The organism is Sphaerisporangium sp. NPDC088356, assembly GCF_040685555.1.
Classification (GTDB): domain Bacteria; phylum Actinomycetota; class Actinomycetes; order Streptosporangiales; family Streptosporangiaceae; genus Sphaerisporangium.
This window is the reverse complement of sequence record NZ_JBFBIK010000035.1, coordinates 1-16,977: the sequence shown is the minus strand read 5'-3', so window position 1 is coordinate 16,977 and position 16,977 is coordinate 1. Positions and strand designations below refer to the sequence as shown.

Genomic DNA, 16,977 nt, shown 5'->3' with positions numbered 1-16,977 from the left:
GTTTTATCCACAACCTGGGGAAGCAGCTCCGCCACAGGGTGGCCTAGCCGCTCAGAGGCGTGAAGAACACCACGATCAGCACGTATACGGCCAGCACCGCGAGAGCCGTACCGAGCTGGAAGGCCTTGCGGTTCCTGCTGGGCGCGTAGGCGAACAGGGCCGTCACGAGCGCGCCCGTGACCAGGCCGCCCAGGTGGCCCTGCCAGCTGATCCCCGGGATCACGAAGGTCAGCACGACGTTGATGCCGATCAGCCAGAGCACGCCGCGCACGTCGAATCCCAGCCGGCGGGCGACCACGAACATCGCGCCGAACAGGCCGTAGATCGCGCCCGAGGCCCCCACGGAAGCCGAACCGGTCAGGTAGACGGCCACCGAGCCGCCGAGCGCCGCCAGCAGGTACACGGCCCCGAACCTCAGCGAGCCGAGCATCCTTTCGAGCTGTGGCCCGATGACGTACAGGGCCCACATGTTGAACAGGATGTGCCAGTAGGACGGCGGCGGCGCGTGCAGGAACGCACCGGTCAGCATGCGCCACCACTCACCGGCGGCGACCCAGGGCGCCGACATCTCGAACCGGTCGACCAGTGACGCGTCGACCACCTCGCCGAGGTAGAACAGCACGTTGATCGCCATCAGCGTCCAGGTCACCACGGGCGTGGTCACGGGCCTGCCGCCGAACGGGGCCTCTGCCTGGCGGATGTTCCTGCCGCTCTCGCGCACGCACTCGACGCACTGGTGGCCGACCGAGGCCACCCGCATGCAGTCGGGGCAGATCGATCGGTCGCAGCGCTGGCACCGCACGTAGGTCTCGCGATCGGGGTGCCTGTAGCACGTGGGGACCTCGCCCGCGTTCGGATCAGGCTGCGCCTGCCCGTGAGGTCGGTCCGCTTGGTTCGGGTGATCTGGCTGAGTGGTCATCGCCTGTTCGAGGCCCCTTCGCCTGTGCGCTTATCCACAGACTGCCACCCTATTCACGCCTCTGGGTGCCCGGCGCCATGGGCGCCCCGGCGAAATCATGACTCCGGGCGGCCCCGGGTCCCCGGGGCCGCCTTCGGAGAGCCTTCGCGCGCGGGACCGGCGTCACGCCGGGCCCGCGTGGGCTCAGGACTGGACGCGCTCGATGGTGACCTCCTGCAGGACGATCTCGGGGACCGGGCGCTCCTGCCTGGTCTGGGCCTTGGAGATCGCGTCGACGACGTCCGCCCCCTCGATCACCTCGCCGAAGATGGTGTGCTTGCCGTTGAGGTGCGGCGTCGGGACGACCGTGATGAAGAACTGCGAACCGTTCGTACCCCGGCCGAAGCGCTTGCCGGCGTTGGCCATTGCGAGCAGGTAGGGCCGGTTGAACTGCAGGTCAGGGTGGATCTCGTCGTCGAAGTCGTAACCCGGGCCGCCGATGCCCTGACCCAGCGGGTCGCCACCCTGGATCATGAAGTCCTGGATGACCCGGTGGAAGATCGTGCCGTCGTACAGCTTGGCGTTGGTCTTCTCCCCGGTCTCAGGGTGGGTCCATTCCCTGCCGCCCTCGGCGAGCTCGACGAAGTTGCGCACGGTCTTGGGCGCGTGGTCAGGGAAAAGGCGGAGCTTGATGTCTCCGAGAGTGGTTCGCAGTTTTGCGATGAGATTCTCAGCCATGAGAGGACTGCCCCCTTCGATATGTCCCGTTTTCTGGGTCGGATTTGTGATGTTTTGATGGCTATGGCCTGTTGACCTACCCCGCATCCTCCCATGCCACGTCAGGATTGAGCCGCTTTCGAGCGGGAAGGTGAGCGTGCAGGGCCCCGAGGACAGGGGAGGTTATCGTGTCCCTGACACTGAGAAGACGCCGTGTGAAGCTGGTCATACCCAGCACGCGGATGGGTCAAATGAAGACCCAGGTCATTCGGACGGCAGACCAAGTCCGCCCGATGGCAAGCACCGCCCGTGAGGTCGCCGCACACCGTATCGAGGACGCTCGCGTCTGGGCCGCACCCAAGCTCGACCGTGCGGCACACTCGGTCGAGGAGCAGATCGCGCCGAAGGTGAGCGCGTTCCTCGTCCAGGCGGCGGAGAAGATCGATCCCGCACCGTCGGTCAGGCGAAAAGGTCGCTGGTCGACCGTCGCGCTGCTGGCCGGGTTCGCCGCGTGTGCGGTGGGCATCGTGCTCTATCGGAACAACGCCCGCCAGTGGGCCGACTCGATGAAGGACACCGCGGCCGATGCCAGCAGGTGGTCCGGCGACAGGGTGGAGGACGCAAGCAGGGTCGACGAGGCCGGCAGAACGGACGAAACCTCGCGCAGGATGTACTGATCCGAAACGCGGCACGCGCCTCCCGGGTCCGTCCCGGGGGGCGCGTTCCGTTGTTGACGGTTGCCCAAGCGCTTGTTAGAACGTGTTCCACATCACCAACCGTGGAGCACCGATGACGCTGTCGCCGCTCGATGACTATCCGGTACACCAGGCCCCCGAGGTGATGCGCCACATCGCCACCTCGGACCGCAACTTCTACGACAGGTACTACTTCAACTGCCACGCCGGATCCGACGAGCTCATGCTGATCATCGGCGTGGGCCAGTACCCGAACCTGGGCGTGACCGACGCGTTCGCCTGCGTCCGCCACCGCGAGATCCACCGCGTCGTCCGCGCGTCCCGTGAGCTGGGATCCGACCGCATGGACACGCGCGTCGGCCCCTTCCGCGTCGAGGTCGTCGAAGGGCTCAAACGCCTCCGGGTGGTCCTCGACGACAACGAGCACGGCCTGTCGTTCGACCTGGCCTGGGAGGGCACGATCCGGGCGACGCTCGAACCCCGGCACTTCATCCGCTGGCAGGAGCGCGTCATCTTCGACTCGGTGCGGATGGCCCAGACGGGCCGGTGGACCGGTCACATCATGGTCGGCGACGAGCGCGTCGAGGTCGGCCCCGACCGCTGGCAGGGCACCAGGGACCGATCGTGGGGCATCCGCCCCGTCGGCGAGCCGGAGCCCCCCGGCATCCAGGCGCGCAACTCCGGCACCTTCTACTGGCTCTACGCCCCGATGAAGTTCGACGACCACGCCATCCTGTGCATCGTCCAGGAGGACGAGAAGGGCCGCCGGATCCTGGAGGAGGCCGTGCGCGTCTGGCCCTCGGGTGAGGAGGAGTACCTCGGGAGGCCGGACTACCGTCCCGTGTACGCTCCCGGCACCCGGGAGGTCACCTCGGCCACCATCACGTTCTCTCCGCCGGGCGGCAAGCCGTTCGACCTGCTCTGCACGCCCGTGCTGCCCGTACACCTGATGGTGGGCACCGGGTACGGCCTGGAGCGCGGATGGAAGCACGGCATGTACCAGGGGCCGGAGCCGGTCGTGCAGGGGGTGACCTACACCTTCCCGCAGGACGCGGAGAAGATGTGGGGAATGGTCGATGCCGTGGGACGGTTCGAGTACGAGGGCAACGTCGGGTACGGCCTGTACGAGTACTGGGCGCTCGGCCCGCACCCGTCCTTCCCCGCCTGACGGCCGGGGCGCCGGATCAGGACTTTTCGTGATTTATCAGCATCGGAACCAAGCGTAGGAAGCCGTCTGGTGGGCAGCGGGGAGACGTGTCAGAGACAGGCAGCTCCGAACGCGCGGAGATCTCCAGCGTGTTCCCCTCGTTTCCAGGCGGCGACGACGGTGTCGCCGACCCGCCCGGCGACACGGGTCGCGAGAACAGTACGCATGCGGCGAGAGCCGAGCTCTCCCCGAACGATGGGCCCGCTGGACGGCGGGTGGCCGAGCGCGAGGCGCCTGCCGCCGACGCGCCCGGCGACGACGGGCCGCCCGGGACGCGCAAGGTCGACCAGAAGGATTACGAGCAGCCGTTCGGCCGCCCGGGACGGCCGCTGCGGAGCAATCCGTTCCTGTTCGGCCTGACCGCCGCGCTCGGCGTACTGACCGCCTGGCTGCTGGTGCAGTCGATCGCCAGCGCCGGCTCCGCGCTCGTCCTGATCGTGGTCTCGCTGTTCCTGGCGATCGGCCTCAACCCCGCCGTCGAGGCGCTGCAACGCCGGAACCTCTCCCGCCGTCTGGCGATCACGATCGTGTTCGGGGCGGTCATCGCGTTCTTCGTGGGCTTCGGGCTGGCGATCGTGCCCCCGCTCACCGAGCAGACCACGGGGTTCATCCAGCACCTCCCTGAGTACGTGCAGCAGTTGCAGAACCACCCGCTCATCAAGTCAGTCGACGAGCGGTACCAGATCCTCGACAAACTTCAGCAGTACGTCAGCAGCGGCAACCTCGCGAGCCAGATGTTCGGCGGCCTGCTCGGCGTGGCGAGTATCGTGATCAGCGCGGTGTTCAGCGGCCTCACCATCTTGGTGCTGACTCTGTACTTCCTGGGCTCACTGAACTCGATCAAGGAAACGGCCTACCGGCTCGTGCCGCGTTCGCGGCGCACCCGCGTACAGCTCTTCGGCGACGAGATCATCAAGCAGATCGGCGGCTACGTCGCCGGCAACCTGATCATCTCCCTCATCGCGGGGGTCGTGACCTTCGTCTTCCTGGTCATCATGAAGGTGCCCTACGCCCTGGCGCTCGCCATCTTCGTGGCCATCACCGACCTCATCCCCATGGTCGGCGCGGTGGTCGGCGCCGTGGTGGTGTCCGGCGTGGGCTTCCTGACCTCCGTGCAGGTCGGCATCGCCTGCGTGATCTTCTTCGTGGTGTACCAGCAGATCGAGAACTACGTGATCTCGCCGCCGGTGTTCAGGTCCTCGGTCGCCGTGCCGCCCGTCGCCACGATAGTCGGCGCGCTCCTCGGCGGGGCGCTCCTCGGCATCGTGGGCGCCCTGCTCGGCATCCCGCTGGCGGCCGCCGTGCTGCTCCTGGTCAGAGAGGTGGTCTTCCCCCGCCAGGAACGGTTGTGACCTCTCATCCCTTCGGTTCTGCGACGTTCGGTCGCGGTCGGCTCGTCCCCGAGCAGATCGGCCGGCAGGCCAGGAACGGCCGGTGCCGGGGCTGGGGCTGGGCTCCTGATCTACGTCCAGACAGCGCGAAACCCCCGGACGGCGCATGGTTCAAGGGCATCCGGGGGCGCGGTGTACGGGCGGCCTACTTGCGGTTACGAGCCGAAGGCCCCTGCCACACATAGGGATTGCGGGACTTGCGGCCGGGCTCGCGCAACACGTCGTCCCGCGCGCCGGCCTGACCGCCGCGCCGCTTGCGCATCACCCACCATCCGATGCCGAGGACGACGAGCCCGAAAGGCGTACGGGCGAGCCAGCGGGTCGCCACGAGTTGCAGGATTCTCTTCATGCCCCCTCCTCGTTCAGGTTGTTCCGCGTCCTCTACCCTCGTGACCGGCGAACATGCTGACGTGGCGGTCCCGGCGCTCTCCGGTGGCGCCGGGCGGTCAGAGCTTCCAGCGCTGGTTGCTCCAGCGGTTGCAGTCCCACAGGTGCACGCGGGTGCCGTTACTGCCGACTCCCTTCAGGTCGGCGTCAAGGCACCGACCGCTGGCGAGGTTGTAGATCGTGCGGCTCTTCCGGTCGTACACCCACTGCTGGTTGGGGCGGCCGTCGCACTCCCACAACTGGACGCGGGTGCCGTTCCTGTGGAGGTTGCCGCGGTCGGCGTCGAGGCAGCGGCCGTTGGACAGGCTGCGGATCATGTGGGTGGCCGGATCGTAGGTCCACGACTGGTTGGCCCAGCCGTTGCAGTCCCACAGCTGGATGCGTGTGCCGTTGGTGCCGATGCGGCCGAGGTCGGCGTCGAGGCAGCGGTCGTCGGCCCGGCTGTGGATGGGACCTGTCCCGGCGACGGTGGCCGACGCGCCCGTCGTGCCCGTTGTGCCCGCGACGGTCGCGCAGCCGGCCGCGATCGTCAGCACCCGAACCGCCATGGTGAAGTTCCGTCGCATCGTGCCTGATCCCCTCTGCGCACGCCCGTCAACTACTATGCGTAGTCGAACCTACACGTGCGGCAGTGAAGTCCAGGGCCTCGACACGACGGGGGGAACCGACGGCGCCGACCACCCGGCGACACCGTGTCAGACGGTCCACTTCTGGTTGGCCCAGCCGTTGCACTCCCACAGTTGCACCTTCGTGCCGTTGGTGCCGATGCCGTTGAGGTCGGCGTCCAGGCACCGCCCGTTGTACATGCTGTAGACGGTGTGGCTGATCGCGTCATAGATCCACTTCTGGTTGCTCCAGCCGTTGCAGTCCCACAACTGCACCTTCGTACCGTTGCTACCGATCGTGTTGAGGTCCGCGTCCAGGCAGCGGTTGTTGTACTGGCTGTGGATCGTGTGCGTTTTAACGTCGTACGTCCACTTCTGGTTGGTCCACCCGTTGCAGCTCCAGAGCTGAACCTTGGTGCCGTTGGACTGGATCGTGTTCAGGTCGGCGTCCAGGCAGCGCCAGTTCGAGTGGCTGCGGATCGGGCCAGGGGGGCCGGCCGCGGCCGAAACGCCGGTCGAGCCGACGACCAGCGCGGCGCAGCCCGCCGCGACCGTGAGCACCTGAGTCGCCCTCGTGAAGTTCCGTCGCATCGTGCCTGGTCTCCTCTTCGCCTGACGTGCTCGTCCCGAGAGCACGCCTGTCAGCTACTCTCCGTAGCTGAACTTATACGTGAAGCGAGAAGGCGAGGTTGGTTGACACGACGGCGAGACGCTCAAGTCGTGGCTTCGGTGAGGTTCTGGAACTCGGCGGGGAGCTGGGAGGTGACGTGGGAGAAGACCTCGTCGCCGACTACCTCACGCAGGGTGGTCATCACCGCGCGGATCCCCTGCGTGGCCTCCCGGTCGTTGAGGCCCGTGCGCGAGCTCACCCGGTCGACGAAGTCCTTCACCCCGAAACGGTTTTGCTTATCCCGCGGTAGCACCGACTCCTTGAGGGACTCCGGGAGGAACAACGCCAGGTGGCGGGCTTCACCGCTGCTGAGCCGGTCGGCAAGGGTCGAGAGCGTCGCGCGGGTGAGGTCGGCGGCTTCCTCCCGCGACAGGCCCGTACGCTCCGCCACCTTCCGGGCGAACTCCCTCTGGTCCATACCGGTGCCCTTCCCGATGCCCCGACGGTGAACCACCAGGTCAGATGTCCTACACGACCTGACGGGCTGACGCGGCGGGGCGGGATGGCGGGGCCGTCACATATTGATCATGTGCCCCGCGAGCCCGTGGATGGCCTCCTTGACCGCCTCGCCGAGCGTCGGATGCGCGTGCACGTTGCGCGCGACCTCGTTGACCGTGAGGTCCCACTGCTGGGCGAGTGTCAGCTCGGGCAGCAGCTCGGTGACCTCCGGGCCGATGAGATGGGCACCGAGCAGCTCGCCGTACTTCGCGTCGCTGAGGATCTTGACGAAGCCGACGGGGTCCCCCAGGCCGTGCGCCTTGGCGTTCGCGGTGAAGGGGAACTTCGCCACCTTCACGTCGAAGCCCTGGTCACGCGCCTGGGCCTCGGTGTAGCCGAAGCTGGCGATCTGCGGCTGGCAGTAGGTCGCCCGCGGGATCATCACGTAGTCGAGCTCCATCGTCTCCTCGTCCGCGATCGTCTCCGAGGCGATGATCCCCATCGCCTCGGCCGCGTGGGCGAGCATGAGCTTGGCGGTGACGTCCCCGATGGCGAAGATGTGCGGCACGCTGGTGCGGCACCGCCCGTCGATGTCGATGGCACCCCGCTCGGTCAGGCGCACCCCGGTGTTCTCCAGGCCGTAGCCCTCGACGCGCGGCTGGAAGCCGATGGCCTGCAGCACCTTGTCGGCTTCGAGCGTCCGCTGCTCTCCACCCTTCGACACCGTCACGCGCACCTTGTCGCCCGACTCGTCGATCGACTCGACGCGGGTCGAGGTCAGGATCTCGATGCCGAGCTTCTTGTAGCGTCGCGCCAGCTCGGCGGAGACCTCCTCGTCCTCCAGCGGGACGACGCGGTCGAGGAACTCGACGATGGTCACCTGGACGCCGTAGTTGCGCAGCACGTACGCGAACTCGACGCCGATGGCGCCCGCGCCGGCGATGATGATGCTCTCGGGGAGCCGGTCGGTGAGGATCTGCTCCTCGTACGTCACGACGCGCTCGGTGACCGACGTGCCGGGCAGCAGCTTCGTCGTCGCGCCGGTCGCGATGATGCAGTGGTCGAACGTCACCGTCTCCTGACCGCCGTCGACGACGGCCACCTGGAGGGTGTTGGCGTCGGTGAAAGTGCCACGGCCGTTGTACTCGGTGATGCCGTTCTTCTTCATCAGGTAGTGGACACCCTTGACGCGGCCGTCGGCGACCTTGCGGCTGCGTTTGTAGGCCTCGGCGTAGTCGAAGGTGACCTTGCCCTCCACCTGGATGCCGAACGTCTTCGCCTCCTGGGTGAACAGGTAGGCGAGCTCGGCGTTGCGCAGCAGCGCCTTGGAAGGGATGCATCCCACGTTGAGGCAGACGCCGCCCCAGTAGCGTTCCTCGACGATCGCCGTGGTGAGCCCGAGCTGGGCGGCCCGAACGGCCGCGACATACCCACCGGGGCCGGCCCCGACAACCACGACGTCATAATGAGCAGTCATGCACCGGACCATATGGGGTGCGAGCGCGCGACGCAGCACCGGGTCCGGGGGATCCCGGCGGCGCGGGACGTGGCCGCGCACCGGTCTGTCGACCGCTGGGCACTCATTTCTCACCTGAAAGCCGCCTGCAACCGTACGCAACGGACACAAGTCTGGAAACAGGCTCAATGAGGATTAAAACCCAGGTTCGCGAAATCGATCTCGACTTGGGCTTTTCCCTTAAAAGTACTCATTCTCGGGCCTCTGACCTGCGGGAGCGCGGTCTGGGACGGCCGTTATAGCAAGATCAAGACGAGCATGTCGGGCGAAGTCGGGAAATATTGAACCGAAGACCACAACAAGAGATTAAGCACATAGCAAAAGTAGAAGTTATTCGTTTGTCAGGCGTCGCCGTAGGAAAAAAGACAACTAGCCAGACACACTGAGTCACCACAGCAATCACCGACAATCGCGGTGAAGCGGCCACTAGCAACCCGAAGTCGTCCAGGGGGGACACGCAATGCCCAAGGTCAAAAAGTTGGTGGGCACACTCACGATCGGCGCCACACTCACCGGGGGTTTGCTCAGCCTGGGTGCCCTGACCACGACGAGCGCTGCCACTGCGGCGAGCACTGTGACCATGTCACACGGGGGCGACTACAGGGAATACGACTACCCTCACCGTAACCGCAGCTGGAACCGGAACAACAGCCGCAGTTGGGCCCGCAACTGGAACCGGAACCCGGCCAGAAGCTGGGCCCGTCAACTTGCCCGTCACTGGAACCGCAGTCACAGCCGAAGCCACAGCTCCAACCGCCAGGCGCAATCCATCAACATCAGGCTGGTCTTCCCGAGCCAGCTTGGCGCACCGGTGTCGGCATCGGCCACATCGACGCCGTCGACGACCTTGGAACCGAGGACAACGTTGTCCCCGAAGAACTGACGACCGGAGTGCCGGTGTTTCCCGCGGGCTGCCATCCTTCTCACCGAGGACGCGGTCATGCCGGGAACACGGCCCCCGGCGCCCATCCTGCCGTTCGGGATGGGCATTCTTGCTGTTCTCGCCGGGTATGCGACCACGCACTCACGGCTCACGGTCCAGGATTTTGGCCAAAAGGTACATAATAGCTCTATATGCGGCCCAAAACTGGATTATGTCGATAATTCATTCTCCGTGTGTGCGCTGACAGCGTGAACAGGCTGCCATTCGACGTGATGGCCGGGGTCGGCGCGATAATTGCCGTTCTCCAGGCCTTGCGCAGGACGCGCAAGGGCTTCACTATGCGCTTGTACGAGTCTTTCGTACGGCCGCGCGGGTAAGCCATCCCCTCCGTACGGGTTGCGCGGTTCCTTCCATGGCGGCCCGGATAACCAGTCACTCGTACGGCCACGGATCCTTCGTACGGCGAATCGGTCCTTCGTACGGCCGCGCGGGAGACGCGCGAGTCGCCGCCGCACGAACGTTCGTATGGTGGCACCCGCAGGCGTTGTCCGAGGTCAGGCGGCTTCCGCACGCTGGAGGAGAACGGCGCGCTTCCCGCCGCCAACCTCGCTGCTTGCGTACGAATGCCCTTACATGCATTATCAACCCGACAAATTACTAAGTCTTGACAAGTTATTCTGTCGGTGCGATGGTGGAAACATGCTTGATGTAGCGGTGATCGAGGATCCGGCCGCGGCCGAGGTCTCGCTGGACCCGATAAGGGCCCGGCTGCTGGCTCAGCTGGCCGAGCCCGCATCGGCCACCACGCTGGCCGCCAAGGTCGGGCTGCCACGGCAGAAGGTCAACTACCACCTCAAGACCCTGGAGCGTCACGGCCTGGTGGAGCTGATCGAGGAGCGCCGCAAGGGCAACGTCACCGAGCGGGTGATGCGCGCCACCGCGGCGTCGTACGTGATCTCGCCCAGCGCGCTGGCCGAGGTGCAGCCCGACCCGTCCCGGTCGCCCGACCAGCTGTCGGCGCGCTGGCTGCTCGCGGTCGCGGCCCGGCTCGTCCGCGACGTCGGCACCCTCATCACCGGCGCCGCCAAGGCGCGTAAGAAGGTCGCGACGTTCGCGATCGACGGCGAGATCCGGTTCGCCTCCGCGGCCGACCGCGCCGCCTTCGCCGAGGAGCTGGCCGACGCGGTGACCGCCCTCGTCGGCAAATATCACGATGAGACGGCCGAAGGCGGGCGCGACCACCGCGTCATCGTCGCCGTCCACCCGAGCGTCAAGCCCGAGCCGGCCGAGCCCCCGAAAGAGACCTGAGGCACCAGAACTCGACAGGGCTCAGCCCGGTGAGGCCACCCTGCTGAAGGAGCTGCTGACGCAGCACTTCCCGATCTTGACGTGGGCACGAGTCAGCGAGCCAGCGCCACCGCGGGCGCGTCGAGAGTGTCCAGCGTGTCGAGAGCGAGGAGTGCGGCGGCGAGCTCGCGGCGCTGCTCGGGGCTGAGGCGGGCCGAGAGGGTGCCGCGCGGGATGAGGATGACGTCGCCACCAAGGCACGGGAGGACATCGAGCGGGAGGGACATGACCGTCATCATCCCAGGCCGAACCGACAATCTCGGGTCCTCTCAGGTCAGCCGCCGAATCGAACTCCAATGCGTTCGCCCGCCGGGCAGGGCTCAAAGAAAACCCGTGCGGCACCGTGCCGCGTTTCCTCCCCGGCCTGAAGGCCGGGGTCTCCACGCTGAAAGGATTCGATGAACGGCTCCCTCTGGGGTTTCGGGGTAGGTGCCGGCTGGGGCCGCCATGGTCGACGGCCCCAGGCTTGTCACCTCCTAGGCCTGAACCGCTCGTTCCAGCAGCGTTCGATGGCGGATCATCCAACCGGCCGACCGGGCCCGCCAGGCGAGCGCCCACAGGGGTGCCGCGTCGGTTGAGTCCGGGGTGATCCGGGCGTACGCCGCCTCGGCGGCACAGTCCCGGATCGCGAACTCGATCATCCGGCTGACCAGGCCGTCGCGATCGGCGGCGGTCAGCCCGTAACCGTCGAGGAACAGCCGCAACCGCCTGGCGCGGGTCGCCGCGTCGGGCAGGTCGTGGCGTTCTGCGACGTCGTCGTCGTACAGGTAGGCGTGCCACCAGGAGACGGCCACCACCTCGTCGAGACGGTCGACCGGCCCGGCCAGGGTCCAGTCGATGAACGCCACGGGCCGGCCGTCACGTACAACGGTGTGCCACGGCCCGGCGTCGCAGTGCCCGATCACCGAGTCGGGGCCGTCGTGGTGCATCCACCAGGGCTGCCACGTGGCGTCCGGCGATGGCCGGAAGCCGGCGGTGGCGGTGTGCAGGTCGCGGAGCAACGTACCGACCTGCCAGGCACTCTCCTCTGGCAAGGCGTGCGGGTGGATGATGGTGCCCTCGACGAAGGTCAGGACCTCGTTGCCATCGTCGTCGAAGCCCTCGCCGACCACCCGGGGGGAGCCGGTGAAGCCGACGTCCTCCAGATGGCGCAGCAGCGCGTGAATGGTGCCCGTCCAGGGTTGGGCCGGACGCCTTATCGTCCGGCCGGAGCGGGTGACATGACTTGGTCCACCTTCGGCCGCGGACAGCGGCTCGAAGGATGATGGGGAATCCACGAATTCTCCTCGTGTCAGCGTGGCAAGCGGTGCCGCGGCGCCACAGGACGGGCACCAGCGGCTCGCGGCGCGGTCGAATCCGCGGCCGACGAGACCACTACGAGGCGAGAAGTCGCGTATTTCGTCGGACTACTGCCGCCGGAAACAAGGGCAGGAGATCAGACCGCGGCGAACTCGCGCGTCGTAGCGGTGATGACTACCTCGCTGAGAACCATGCAGGTCACGTCAACCTCCTATGATCGGCCGGACCAGGCTATCGCCGCGCGACCGGCCTTCGCCATCCGTTATCGAATCCCCAGGACCGTCAGCGGCCTCACGGGTGAACCCCTCAATCAGCGGCACCTTCAGGCGTGAGCACTCGACATGGGTCCTACTCTGTCGTCCCCCCAGATCGAGGATGAATCGACATATGGGCGGAGTAACGCGATGAGCTCCGCGTCGCCGCGATCGTTGAGCTCGTCGGAGGCTATCTTTCACGTATCGCATTGCTCAGGCGGCGGATCGGCCGCTGTCCGCCGTCGCTCTGAACAAGCCGTTGAGCATGAGTACCATGCGGCATCATGACCGAAGCGCAGCCCGTGATCCGGCAGATCTCCTCCCAGATTGTCTACACCAACGCGTGGATGACGGTACGAGAGGACAAGATCGAGCATCCTGATGGCTCGCCCGGCCTGTACGGGTACGTGGTCAGGCGCGACTTCGTCCTGGTCATTCCGCAGGAGAACGACGGCTTTCACATCGTGGAGGAATACCGGTATCCCATCGGCCGCCGCTCATGGAGTTTCCCTCAAGGTACGGCCGAGGCCGACACACGCGAGGACGAGGCCCGGCGCGAACTGGCGGAGGAGACCGGACTCCGTGCCGCGCGGCTGCGCCTTCTGGGCCGTATGGACAATGCCCACGGAATGACCGATCAAAGGCTTGACGTGTACCTGGCCACAGGGCTCACCGCGGGGCAGACCAACCGCGAACACAGCGAACAGGACATGCGCCAGCGCTGGGTGCACCGCACGGAGTTCGAGCAGATGATTCTCAACGGTTCGATCGCCGACTCGTCTTCCATCGCCGCCTACACGCTCTGGCTGCTCCAGCAGAAGTGACCGCGTGTGCGGAGGTGGCCGGGCTTGGGGTTTGGTGGTCGGGGTGTACGGCAGGCGCTCCCCCCGGGCCGGGATGGTCTGGGCGGCCCGCCGTACCGCCGTGTCAGTAGTCGTTGGGGAGCGGCGTTTCGTCCGAGTCCACCAGCGTGCAGTCAGCCACCGGCCCGTTGGAGACACGGGCCCAGATTCCGCCGATAATCGTCTTTTGGGTGGTGTCGTCGACCACGGCGTTCCCCTCGATCGGGTCACCCTTGTAGGTTCCGATGCTGAACATCAGCACCCCCGTCTGGCCCTCCTTGATGACCGACGGGTCGATCGTGAAGGACGGCTCGTTCGTCTCCGCCTGCCCGGGGAACACAGACAGCGGCGCCGACTCCTTGGACACCCAGCTCTGACTACGCGGCTTCGGGCTGCATTGCTTGCCGTCGGGCACGTAGTCGACCTTGATGTTGTAGCCCATGTCCCGCAGGTCCTGCTCAAGCCCCTTGGCGTTCTTCGCGTCGTGGAAGGTGATGTTGACCGTCCCGTCGGGATTCCTGGCGACCGCGTAAGCGGGGGTCCCACCACCAAGGAACAACGGTACGGCCACAGCCGCGGCGGCCGCCAACCCCAGCGCGGGGGCGAGAATGGCCGGGCGGAACAGGGATCGCTGCGGGGTGCTCTGGATCTCGGTCATCACAAACTCCTTGAGTTGCTGATGCCGGCCCACCGGAAGATCACGTTCTTCGGGAATGTTCACAGGGTGCCCTCCTCCGCGGACCGGACCGCGTTTTCGCGGTCACCTCTTTCCTGTCGCCCCGCCTGTGCGGGTTCCCCCTTGACGGCCAATTTCTTTCGCGCTCTGGATAACCGTGACCGTACGGTCCCCACCGGAATGCCCAGCGCCTCAGCCGCTTCCGCGTAGTCCAGCCCAGACAGTACGCACAAGGCGAACACATCCTGCTCCTGCCTGCGCAGCGACCGATAGGCGTCCTGCAGGGCGGTCAGTTTGGCCGCGTCGTCGATGCGCCCGATCACCTCGTCGGCGAAGTCAGGCACCCAATCTCCGAGCGGGACCCGGGCCAGCACGTCGTCATATCGCCGCGCGGCCCTGCGCGTGTTGCGCGCCACGTTGGTCGCGATCGCCAGCAACCACGGCCTGAGCGACCCGCCCTCCGCGTCCAGGCGTCCGCGCAGCCGCCACGCCTCCAAGAACGTCAGCGACACCACATCCTCGGCCGCCGACCAGTTGCCCGTCAGCCGGAAGCCGTGGTTGTACACCGCACGCGCGTACTCGTCGAAAAGCTGCGAGAACGCCTCAGTATCGCCATCCCGTATCCGGGCACGCATCGTCATGTCCACATCAAGGAACTGTCCGCCGACACCACCCGAGTTCCCGGATGGCGCCGGTGGATTTCAGCCATGAACCGCATGAGCTGATCCAGTCCGTCATCGTCCGCGACCCGAATGCGCCGCGTGAACCAGGTAATGGCCTAGCCGACCCGAACAAATACGATGATCATCGGCCTGACGACCACGCCTTGAGCTCCCGCCGAGGGGGCTCGTCCATACGCCCGTCTCCACTCATGTATGTTCTCCTGCACCCCGTGCGTCAGTCTTGAACCCTGGTTCGGCGGCGGCGGAGAGTAGGGTGAGCGCGGCTTCGCGGGCGTCCTCACCCGCGCGTGCTGTGTCGTGATGTTCGGCCACGACGGTGGCACCTTCGACCAGCATGAGCATCTGCCGCCCCACGAGGTGCGGATCGGCGACTCCGGCGCGTCTGGCGATACCGGTCAGGAGTTCCAGGTGGCGGGCGGTGAGGGTGCGTACACCTTCGACATGGTGCTGAGCGGCCGCGTTCAGCATCGCGCAGCCACGGAAAACAGGGTCGTCGTACCACGCTGGAAAGCGGGCACAACCTCATGCGGGACGCCCCGCAGGACCTGTTGAAGATCCTTCTCGAGGCGGTTGAACCCCACTGATCGCGGTCTCCGCGAGCTTACGCCCCGTTTCCATGATCTGAGACGGGGCGTTTTTGCTGGTGGAGCCTAGGAGATTCCTGCTTGCAACTCGGCCTGATCACCTGGGGGAACATGCCTGACCTCACCTGACCTCAAGGGCAAGCCTTCGCTGGGTCCCCGTGACTCCCCCCTGTTCACCGCCCTTAATGGCACGCTAATGGCACGACGATCAACGGATGAGGTATCGCGGATGGCTTTCACCTACGACGATGTTGCCTGGCTGGCCGAAGACGACGGGCTGGGCGATCTGTGGTGCCTGACCTTCGTGCATGGAGTCAGCGAGGTGGAGGCGCTTCGCCGGCTGGGGGCCGACCAGGAGAGCATTCGGCCGCTCACCTACGACGAGTTGATAGACGAGGGCCTCTTTCCTGAGACGGTGCTCGCGGGACGGGTGGGCGACTGGACGGTTCTCATCGAGGAGAGCGGGTGGACGTGCACGGAAGCCGACAAGGCACAGGCGCTGTCGGCCGGGACCGTCACCGTGGCGGTGCTGCGGCATGATTATGCATCCGATGACTTCGTCTACGCGGTGGACGGGGAACTGGTCACGTACTTCAACCCCAAGATTCCTGAATGGCGGCACGGGAGTGATCCTGATCGGCTCAACGACCTGATGCGGGAGGCGGGACTTGATCCCGATGACGTAGCCGGAACCGGCGCGGAGGCGCCGTCGTCGGTGTCCGGAGCGCTTCTCCTCGCGGCCCGGTTGACCGGCGTGGTGCTGCTCCCGGAGATCGTGAAAGCGCCGCTCATGAGCGGCGTCATCGGTTGACCTGTCCCCGATAGCCCGTCCGAAGGCACGCCTGGGGGCGGGTGCCACATGAGATCTTGCCTCAGTTGCCCGAATCGGCGGACTGTGTGATGCTCGCGCAGCATAAGGGCTCGAACCCGGAACCTACGGATTAAAGCTCGGACGATCATGGTTCCAGGTAGTTCAATGCAGGTCAGCAGGTGTACGTGGTCCAGTCTGAACGGCTCTGGATCACCCTGAACTGCAACCCAAACTGCTACCCGTGGCCGGTGGGCCCGGGGTGCTCGCCTCCCTCGCGGCATAGTTCGCGGTACGCCTTTCCCGGCTCGGGGCAGATGACGTCCCTATTGGTCGCATGCGTTGATGTCGCGATGATTATCGACGGCGACGCAGAGCTGATAGAAGAATGCCAAGCGGCGTCGCAGCCATCATCAGCGCCAGGAACAACAATGCGTCGACCCGAATATTCATTTGTGGCTCATAGGTGGCCATGTACCATTCGTCAAGTGCAGCCAGGAGCCAAGCCACAGCCGGCAACAGCAGATAGTAGGAGCGCACTTGAGTGCGGCGTAGCCCGAGGAAGAATGCCACGAAGATTAATCCACCGAGAGTCAGGGGTAAGGGGCGATATAGCAGGGCAACCATTTGGTTTCTCCTGTCCTCTTGCTTCAAGCCAAAGCTGCGCCCACAGGCAAAGGGTGGCGGTCGAGACCGGCCCCCAGGCCGCTGGCCCCTGCTCCTTCCCGTCTGACTTGATCACTGGGTAGCGACAGCGCTTGCCAGTACGAGCTCGTACTCGACCTGCGCGATCGGGTTGCCATCGCCGAAGTCGAATCCGCGCACTGCACCTGACTCGGTGAAGCCGTTCTTGGCATAGAACCGGCGCGACTGAGGCGTGTCGCGCAGTGTCCAGAGGTGTACCTCGCGGAAGCCGTTCTGGCGGAGCCTCCCTAGGGTTGCGGTCATCAAGGTGCTTCCGATGCCGCTGCCCCAGCCGTCCGGGTGGCCAAAAAAACTAAAGATCTGTGCTGCACCCGGCCCACGGCCCCGGCGTGGAGTGAGTTCGATGTGGCATGAGGGGGTTCGGCCGGAGAT

The 16,977-nt window shown here is 66.1% G+C and carries 21 protein-coding genes; 6 read left to right on the top strand and 15 right to left on the bottom strand.

Annotation, left to right across the window (positions count from 1 at the left end; translation table 11 throughout):
* Positions 1-43: 43 nt before the first annotated feature.
* Complete coding sequence (locus tag AB0O34_RS15665) at positions 44-760, bottom strand: rhomboid family intramembrane serine protease (protein WP_363916066.1); 717 nt, start codon at positions 758-760, stop codon at positions 44-46.
* A 342-nt stretch (positions 761-1,102) separates the two neighbouring features.
* On the bottom strand, positions 1,103-1,636 hold the full coding sequence (locus AB0O34_RS15660) for a peptidylprolyl isomerase (protein ID WP_363916064.1): 534 nt from the start codon (positions 1,634-1,636) through the stop codon (positions 1,103-1,105).
* 221 nt (positions 1,637-1,857) lie between these two features.
* Between AB0O34_RS15660 and AB0O34_RS15655 the strand changes: the two genes are divergently transcribed.
* The 3 genes from AB0O34_RS15655 to AB0O34_RS15645 all read left to right on the top strand — a co-directional run bounded on the left by AB0O34_RS15655 (position 1,858) and on the right by AB0O34_RS15645 (position 4,869).
* Positions 1,858-2,292, top strand: coding sequence for a DUF5324 family protein (locus AB0O34_RS15655; protein WP_363916126.1), 435 nt, complete (start codon positions 1,858-1,860; stop codon positions 2,290-2,292).
* Between the two features lie 112 nt (positions 2,293-2,404).
* Entirely contained in the window at positions 2,405-3,478 is a 1,074-nt protein-coding gene (locus AB0O34_RS15650; RefSeq protein ID WP_363916063.1) for a hypothetical protein, read from the top strand.
* Positions 3,479-3,564: 86 nt separating this feature from the next.
* Positions 3,565-4,869, top strand: coding sequence for an AI-2E family transporter (locus tag AB0O34_RS15645; RefSeq protein ID WP_363916062.1), 1,305 nt, complete (start codon positions 3,565-3,567; stop codon positions 4,867-4,869).
* 184 nt (positions 4,870-5,053) lie between these two features.
* Here AB0O34_RS15645 and AB0O34_RS15640 read toward each other — a convergent pair whose 3' ends face one another.
* The 6 genes from AB0O34_RS15640 to AB0O34_RS15615 form a co-directional block, all read right to left on the bottom strand.
* Entirely contained in the window at positions 5,054-5,257 is a 204-nt protein-coding gene (locus tag AB0O34_RS15640; RefSeq protein WP_363916060.1) for a DUF6203 family protein, read from the bottom strand.
* A gap of 97 nt (positions 5,258-5,354) precedes the next feature.
* Positions 5,355-5,861: an RICIN domain-containing protein gene (locus AB0O34_RS15635; protein WP_363916058.1), complete on the bottom strand. Its 507-nt coding sequence runs from the start codon at positions 5,859-5,861 to the stop codon at positions 5,355-5,357.
* Positions 5,862-5,990: 129 nt separating this feature from the next.
* Positions 5,991-6,491: an RICIN domain-containing protein gene (locus AB0O34_RS15630; RefSeq protein WP_363916056.1), complete on the bottom strand. Its 501-nt coding sequence runs from the start codon at positions 6,489-6,491 to the stop codon at positions 5,991-5,993.
* 122 nt (positions 6,492-6,613) lie between these two features.
* On the bottom strand, positions 6,614-6,988 hold the full coding sequence (locus tag AB0O34_RS15625) for a DUF2267 domain-containing protein (RefSeq protein WP_363916054.1): 375 nt from the start codon (positions 6,986-6,988) through the stop codon (positions 6,614-6,616).
* Between the two features lie 96 nt (positions 6,989-7,084).
* On the bottom strand, positions 7,085-8,485 hold the full coding sequence (gene lpdA, locus AB0O34_RS15620; protein WP_363916053.1) for a dihydrolipoyl dehydrogenase: 1,401 nt from the start codon (positions 8,483-8,485) through the stop codon (positions 7,085-7,087).
* Between the two features lie 768 nt (positions 8,486-9,253).
* Positions 9,254-9,514 carry a hypothetical protein gene (locus AB0O34_RS15615; RefSeq protein ID WP_363916052.1) on the bottom strand — a complete coding sequence of 87 codons (261 nt, stop codon included), beginning with the start codon at positions 9,512-9,514 and terminating at the stop codon, positions 9,254-9,256.
* A gap of 592 nt (positions 9,515-10,106) precedes the next feature.
* On the opposite strand from AB0O34_RS15615, the gene AB0O34_RS15610 reads away from it, so the two are divergent.
* On the top strand, positions 10,107-10,715 hold the full coding sequence (locus AB0O34_RS15610; RefSeq protein ID WP_363916050.1) for a helix-turn-helix domain-containing protein: 609 nt from the start codon (positions 10,107-10,109) through the stop codon (positions 10,713-10,715).
* Positions 10,716-10,807: 92 nt separating this feature from the next.
* Here AB0O34_RS15610 and AB0O34_RS15605 read toward each other — a convergent pair whose 3' ends face one another.
* Both AB0O34_RS15605 and AB0O34_RS15600 read right to left on the bottom strand, forming a co-directional pair.
* Entirely contained in the window at positions 10,808-10,981 is a 174-nt protein-coding gene (locus tag AB0O34_RS15605; protein ID WP_363916049.1) for a hypothetical protein, read from the bottom strand.
* Between the two features lie 249 nt (positions 10,982-11,230).
* Positions 11,231-12,031 carry an aminoglycoside phosphotransferase family protein gene (locus tag AB0O34_RS15600; RefSeq protein ID WP_363916048.1) on the bottom strand — a complete coding sequence of 267 codons (801 nt, stop codon included), beginning with the start codon at positions 12,029-12,031 and terminating at the stop codon, positions 11,231-11,233.
* 578 nt (positions 12,032-12,609) lie between these two features.
* Here AB0O34_RS15600 and AB0O34_RS15595 point away from each other — a divergent pair.
* On the top strand, positions 12,610-13,131 hold the full coding sequence (locus AB0O34_RS15595; RefSeq protein ID WP_363916046.1) for an NUDIX hydrolase: 522 nt from the start codon (positions 12,610-12,612) through the stop codon (positions 13,129-13,131).
* A 103-nt stretch (positions 13,132-13,234) separates the two neighbouring features.
* On the opposite strand, the gene AB0O34_RS15590 is transcribed toward AB0O34_RS15595, so the two are convergent.
* From AB0O34_RS15590 to AB0O34_RS15580, 3 genes are all read right to left on the bottom strand, one after another.
* Positions 13,235-13,870, bottom strand: coding sequence for a hypothetical protein (locus AB0O34_RS15590; protein WP_363916044.1), 636 nt, complete (start codon positions 13,868-13,870; stop codon positions 13,235-13,237).
* Positions 13,867-14,466, bottom strand: coding sequence for an RNA polymerase sigma factor (locus AB0O34_RS15585; protein ID WP_363916043.1), 600 nt, complete (start codon positions 14,464-14,466; stop codon positions 13,867-13,869). Before AB0O34_RS15585 ends, AB0O34_RS15590 begins: the two co-directional genes overlap by 4 nt.
* Before the next feature lie 228 nt (positions 14,467-14,694).
* Positions 14,695-14,976 carry a hypothetical protein gene (locus AB0O34_RS15580; protein ID WP_363916042.1) on the bottom strand — a complete coding sequence of 94 codons (282 nt, stop codon included), beginning with the start codon at positions 14,974-14,976 and terminating at the stop codon, positions 14,695-14,697.
* A gap of 345 nt (positions 14,977-15,321) precedes the next feature.
* Here AB0O34_RS15580 and AB0O34_RS15575 point away from each other — a divergent pair, with 345 nt between their 5' ends.
* Positions 15,322-15,903, top strand: a complete 582-nt coding sequence (locus tag AB0O34_RS15575) for a DUF6461 domain-containing protein (protein WP_363916041.1) — start codon at positions 15,322-15,324, stop codon at positions 15,901-15,903.
* 354 nt (positions 15,904-16,257) lie between these two features.
* On the opposite strand, the gene AB0O34_RS15570 is transcribed toward AB0O34_RS15575, so the two are convergent.
* Entirely contained in the window at positions 16,258-16,473 is a 216-nt protein-coding gene (locus AB0O34_RS15570; protein WP_363916040.1) for a hypothetical protein, read from the bottom strand.
* Positions 16,474-16,638: 165 nt separating this feature from the next.
* Positions 16,639-16,977: GNAT family N-acetyltransferase (locus AB0O34_RS15565; protein WP_363916038.1), on the bottom strand; the 339-nt coding region annotated here is incomplete at its 5' end.

Bases quoted from the DNA above. Each gene is read 5' to 3' on its own strand.
- AB0O34_RS15635 (WP_363916058.1), bottom strand. From the start codon at position 5,861: ATGCGACGGAACTTCACCATGGCGGTTCGGGTGCTGACGATCGCGGCC.
- AB0O34_RS15585 (WP_363916043.1), bottom strand. From the start codon at position 14,466: ATGACGATGCGTGCCCGGATACGGGATGGCGATACTGAGGCGTTCTCG.
- AB0O34_RS15655 (WP_363916126.1), top strand. From the start codon at position 1,858: ATGGGTCAAATGAAGACCCAGGTCATTCGGACGGCAGACCAAGTCCGC.
- AB0O34_RS15625 (WP_363916054.1), bottom strand. From the start codon at position 6,988: ATGGACCAGAGGGAGTTCGCCCGGAAGGTGGCGGAGCGTACGGGCCTG.
- lpdA (WP_363916053.1), bottom strand. From the start codon at position 8,485: ATGACTGCTCATTATGACGTCGTGGTTGTCGGGGCCGGCCCCGGTGGG.
- AB0O34_RS15610 (WP_363916050.1), top strand. From the start codon at position 10,107: ATGCTTGATGTAGCGGTGATCGAGGATCCGGCCGCGGCCGAGGTCTCG.
- AB0O34_RS15660 (WP_363916064.1), bottom strand. From the start codon at position 1,636: ATGGCTGAGAATCTCATCGCAAAACTGCGAACCACTCTCGGAGACATC.
- AB0O34_RS15640 (WP_363916060.1), bottom strand. From the start codon at position 5,257: ATGAAGAGAATCCTGCAACTCGTGGCGACCCGCTGGCTCGCCCGTACG.
- AB0O34_RS15575 (WP_363916041.1), top strand. From the start codon at position 15,322: ATGGCTTTCACCTACGACGATGTTGCCTGGCTGGCCGAAGACGACGGG.
- AB0O34_RS15580 (WP_363916042.1), bottom strand. From the start codon at position 14,976: ATGCTGAACGCGGCCGCTCAGCACCATGTCGAAGGTGTACGCACCCTC.
- AB0O34_RS15615 (WP_363916052.1), bottom strand. From the start codon at position 9,514: ATGCCCATCCCGAACGGCAGGATGGGCGCCGGGGGCCGTGTTCCCGGC.
- AB0O34_RS15650 (WP_363916063.1), top strand. From the start codon at position 2,405: ATGACGCTGTCGCCGCTCGATGACTATCCGGTACACCAGGCCCCCGAG.
- AB0O34_RS15665 (WP_363916066.1), bottom strand. From the start codon at position 760: ATGCGGGTGGCCTCGGTCGGCCACCAGTGCGTCGAGTGCGTGCGCGAG.
- AB0O34_RS15630 (WP_363916056.1), bottom strand. From the start codon at position 6,491: ATGCGACGGAACTTCACGAGGGCGACTCAGGTGCTCACGGTCGCGGCG.
- AB0O34_RS15605 (WP_363916049.1), bottom strand. From the start codon at position 10,981: ATGTCCCTCCCGCTCGATGTCCTCCCGTGCCTTGGTGGCGACGTCATC.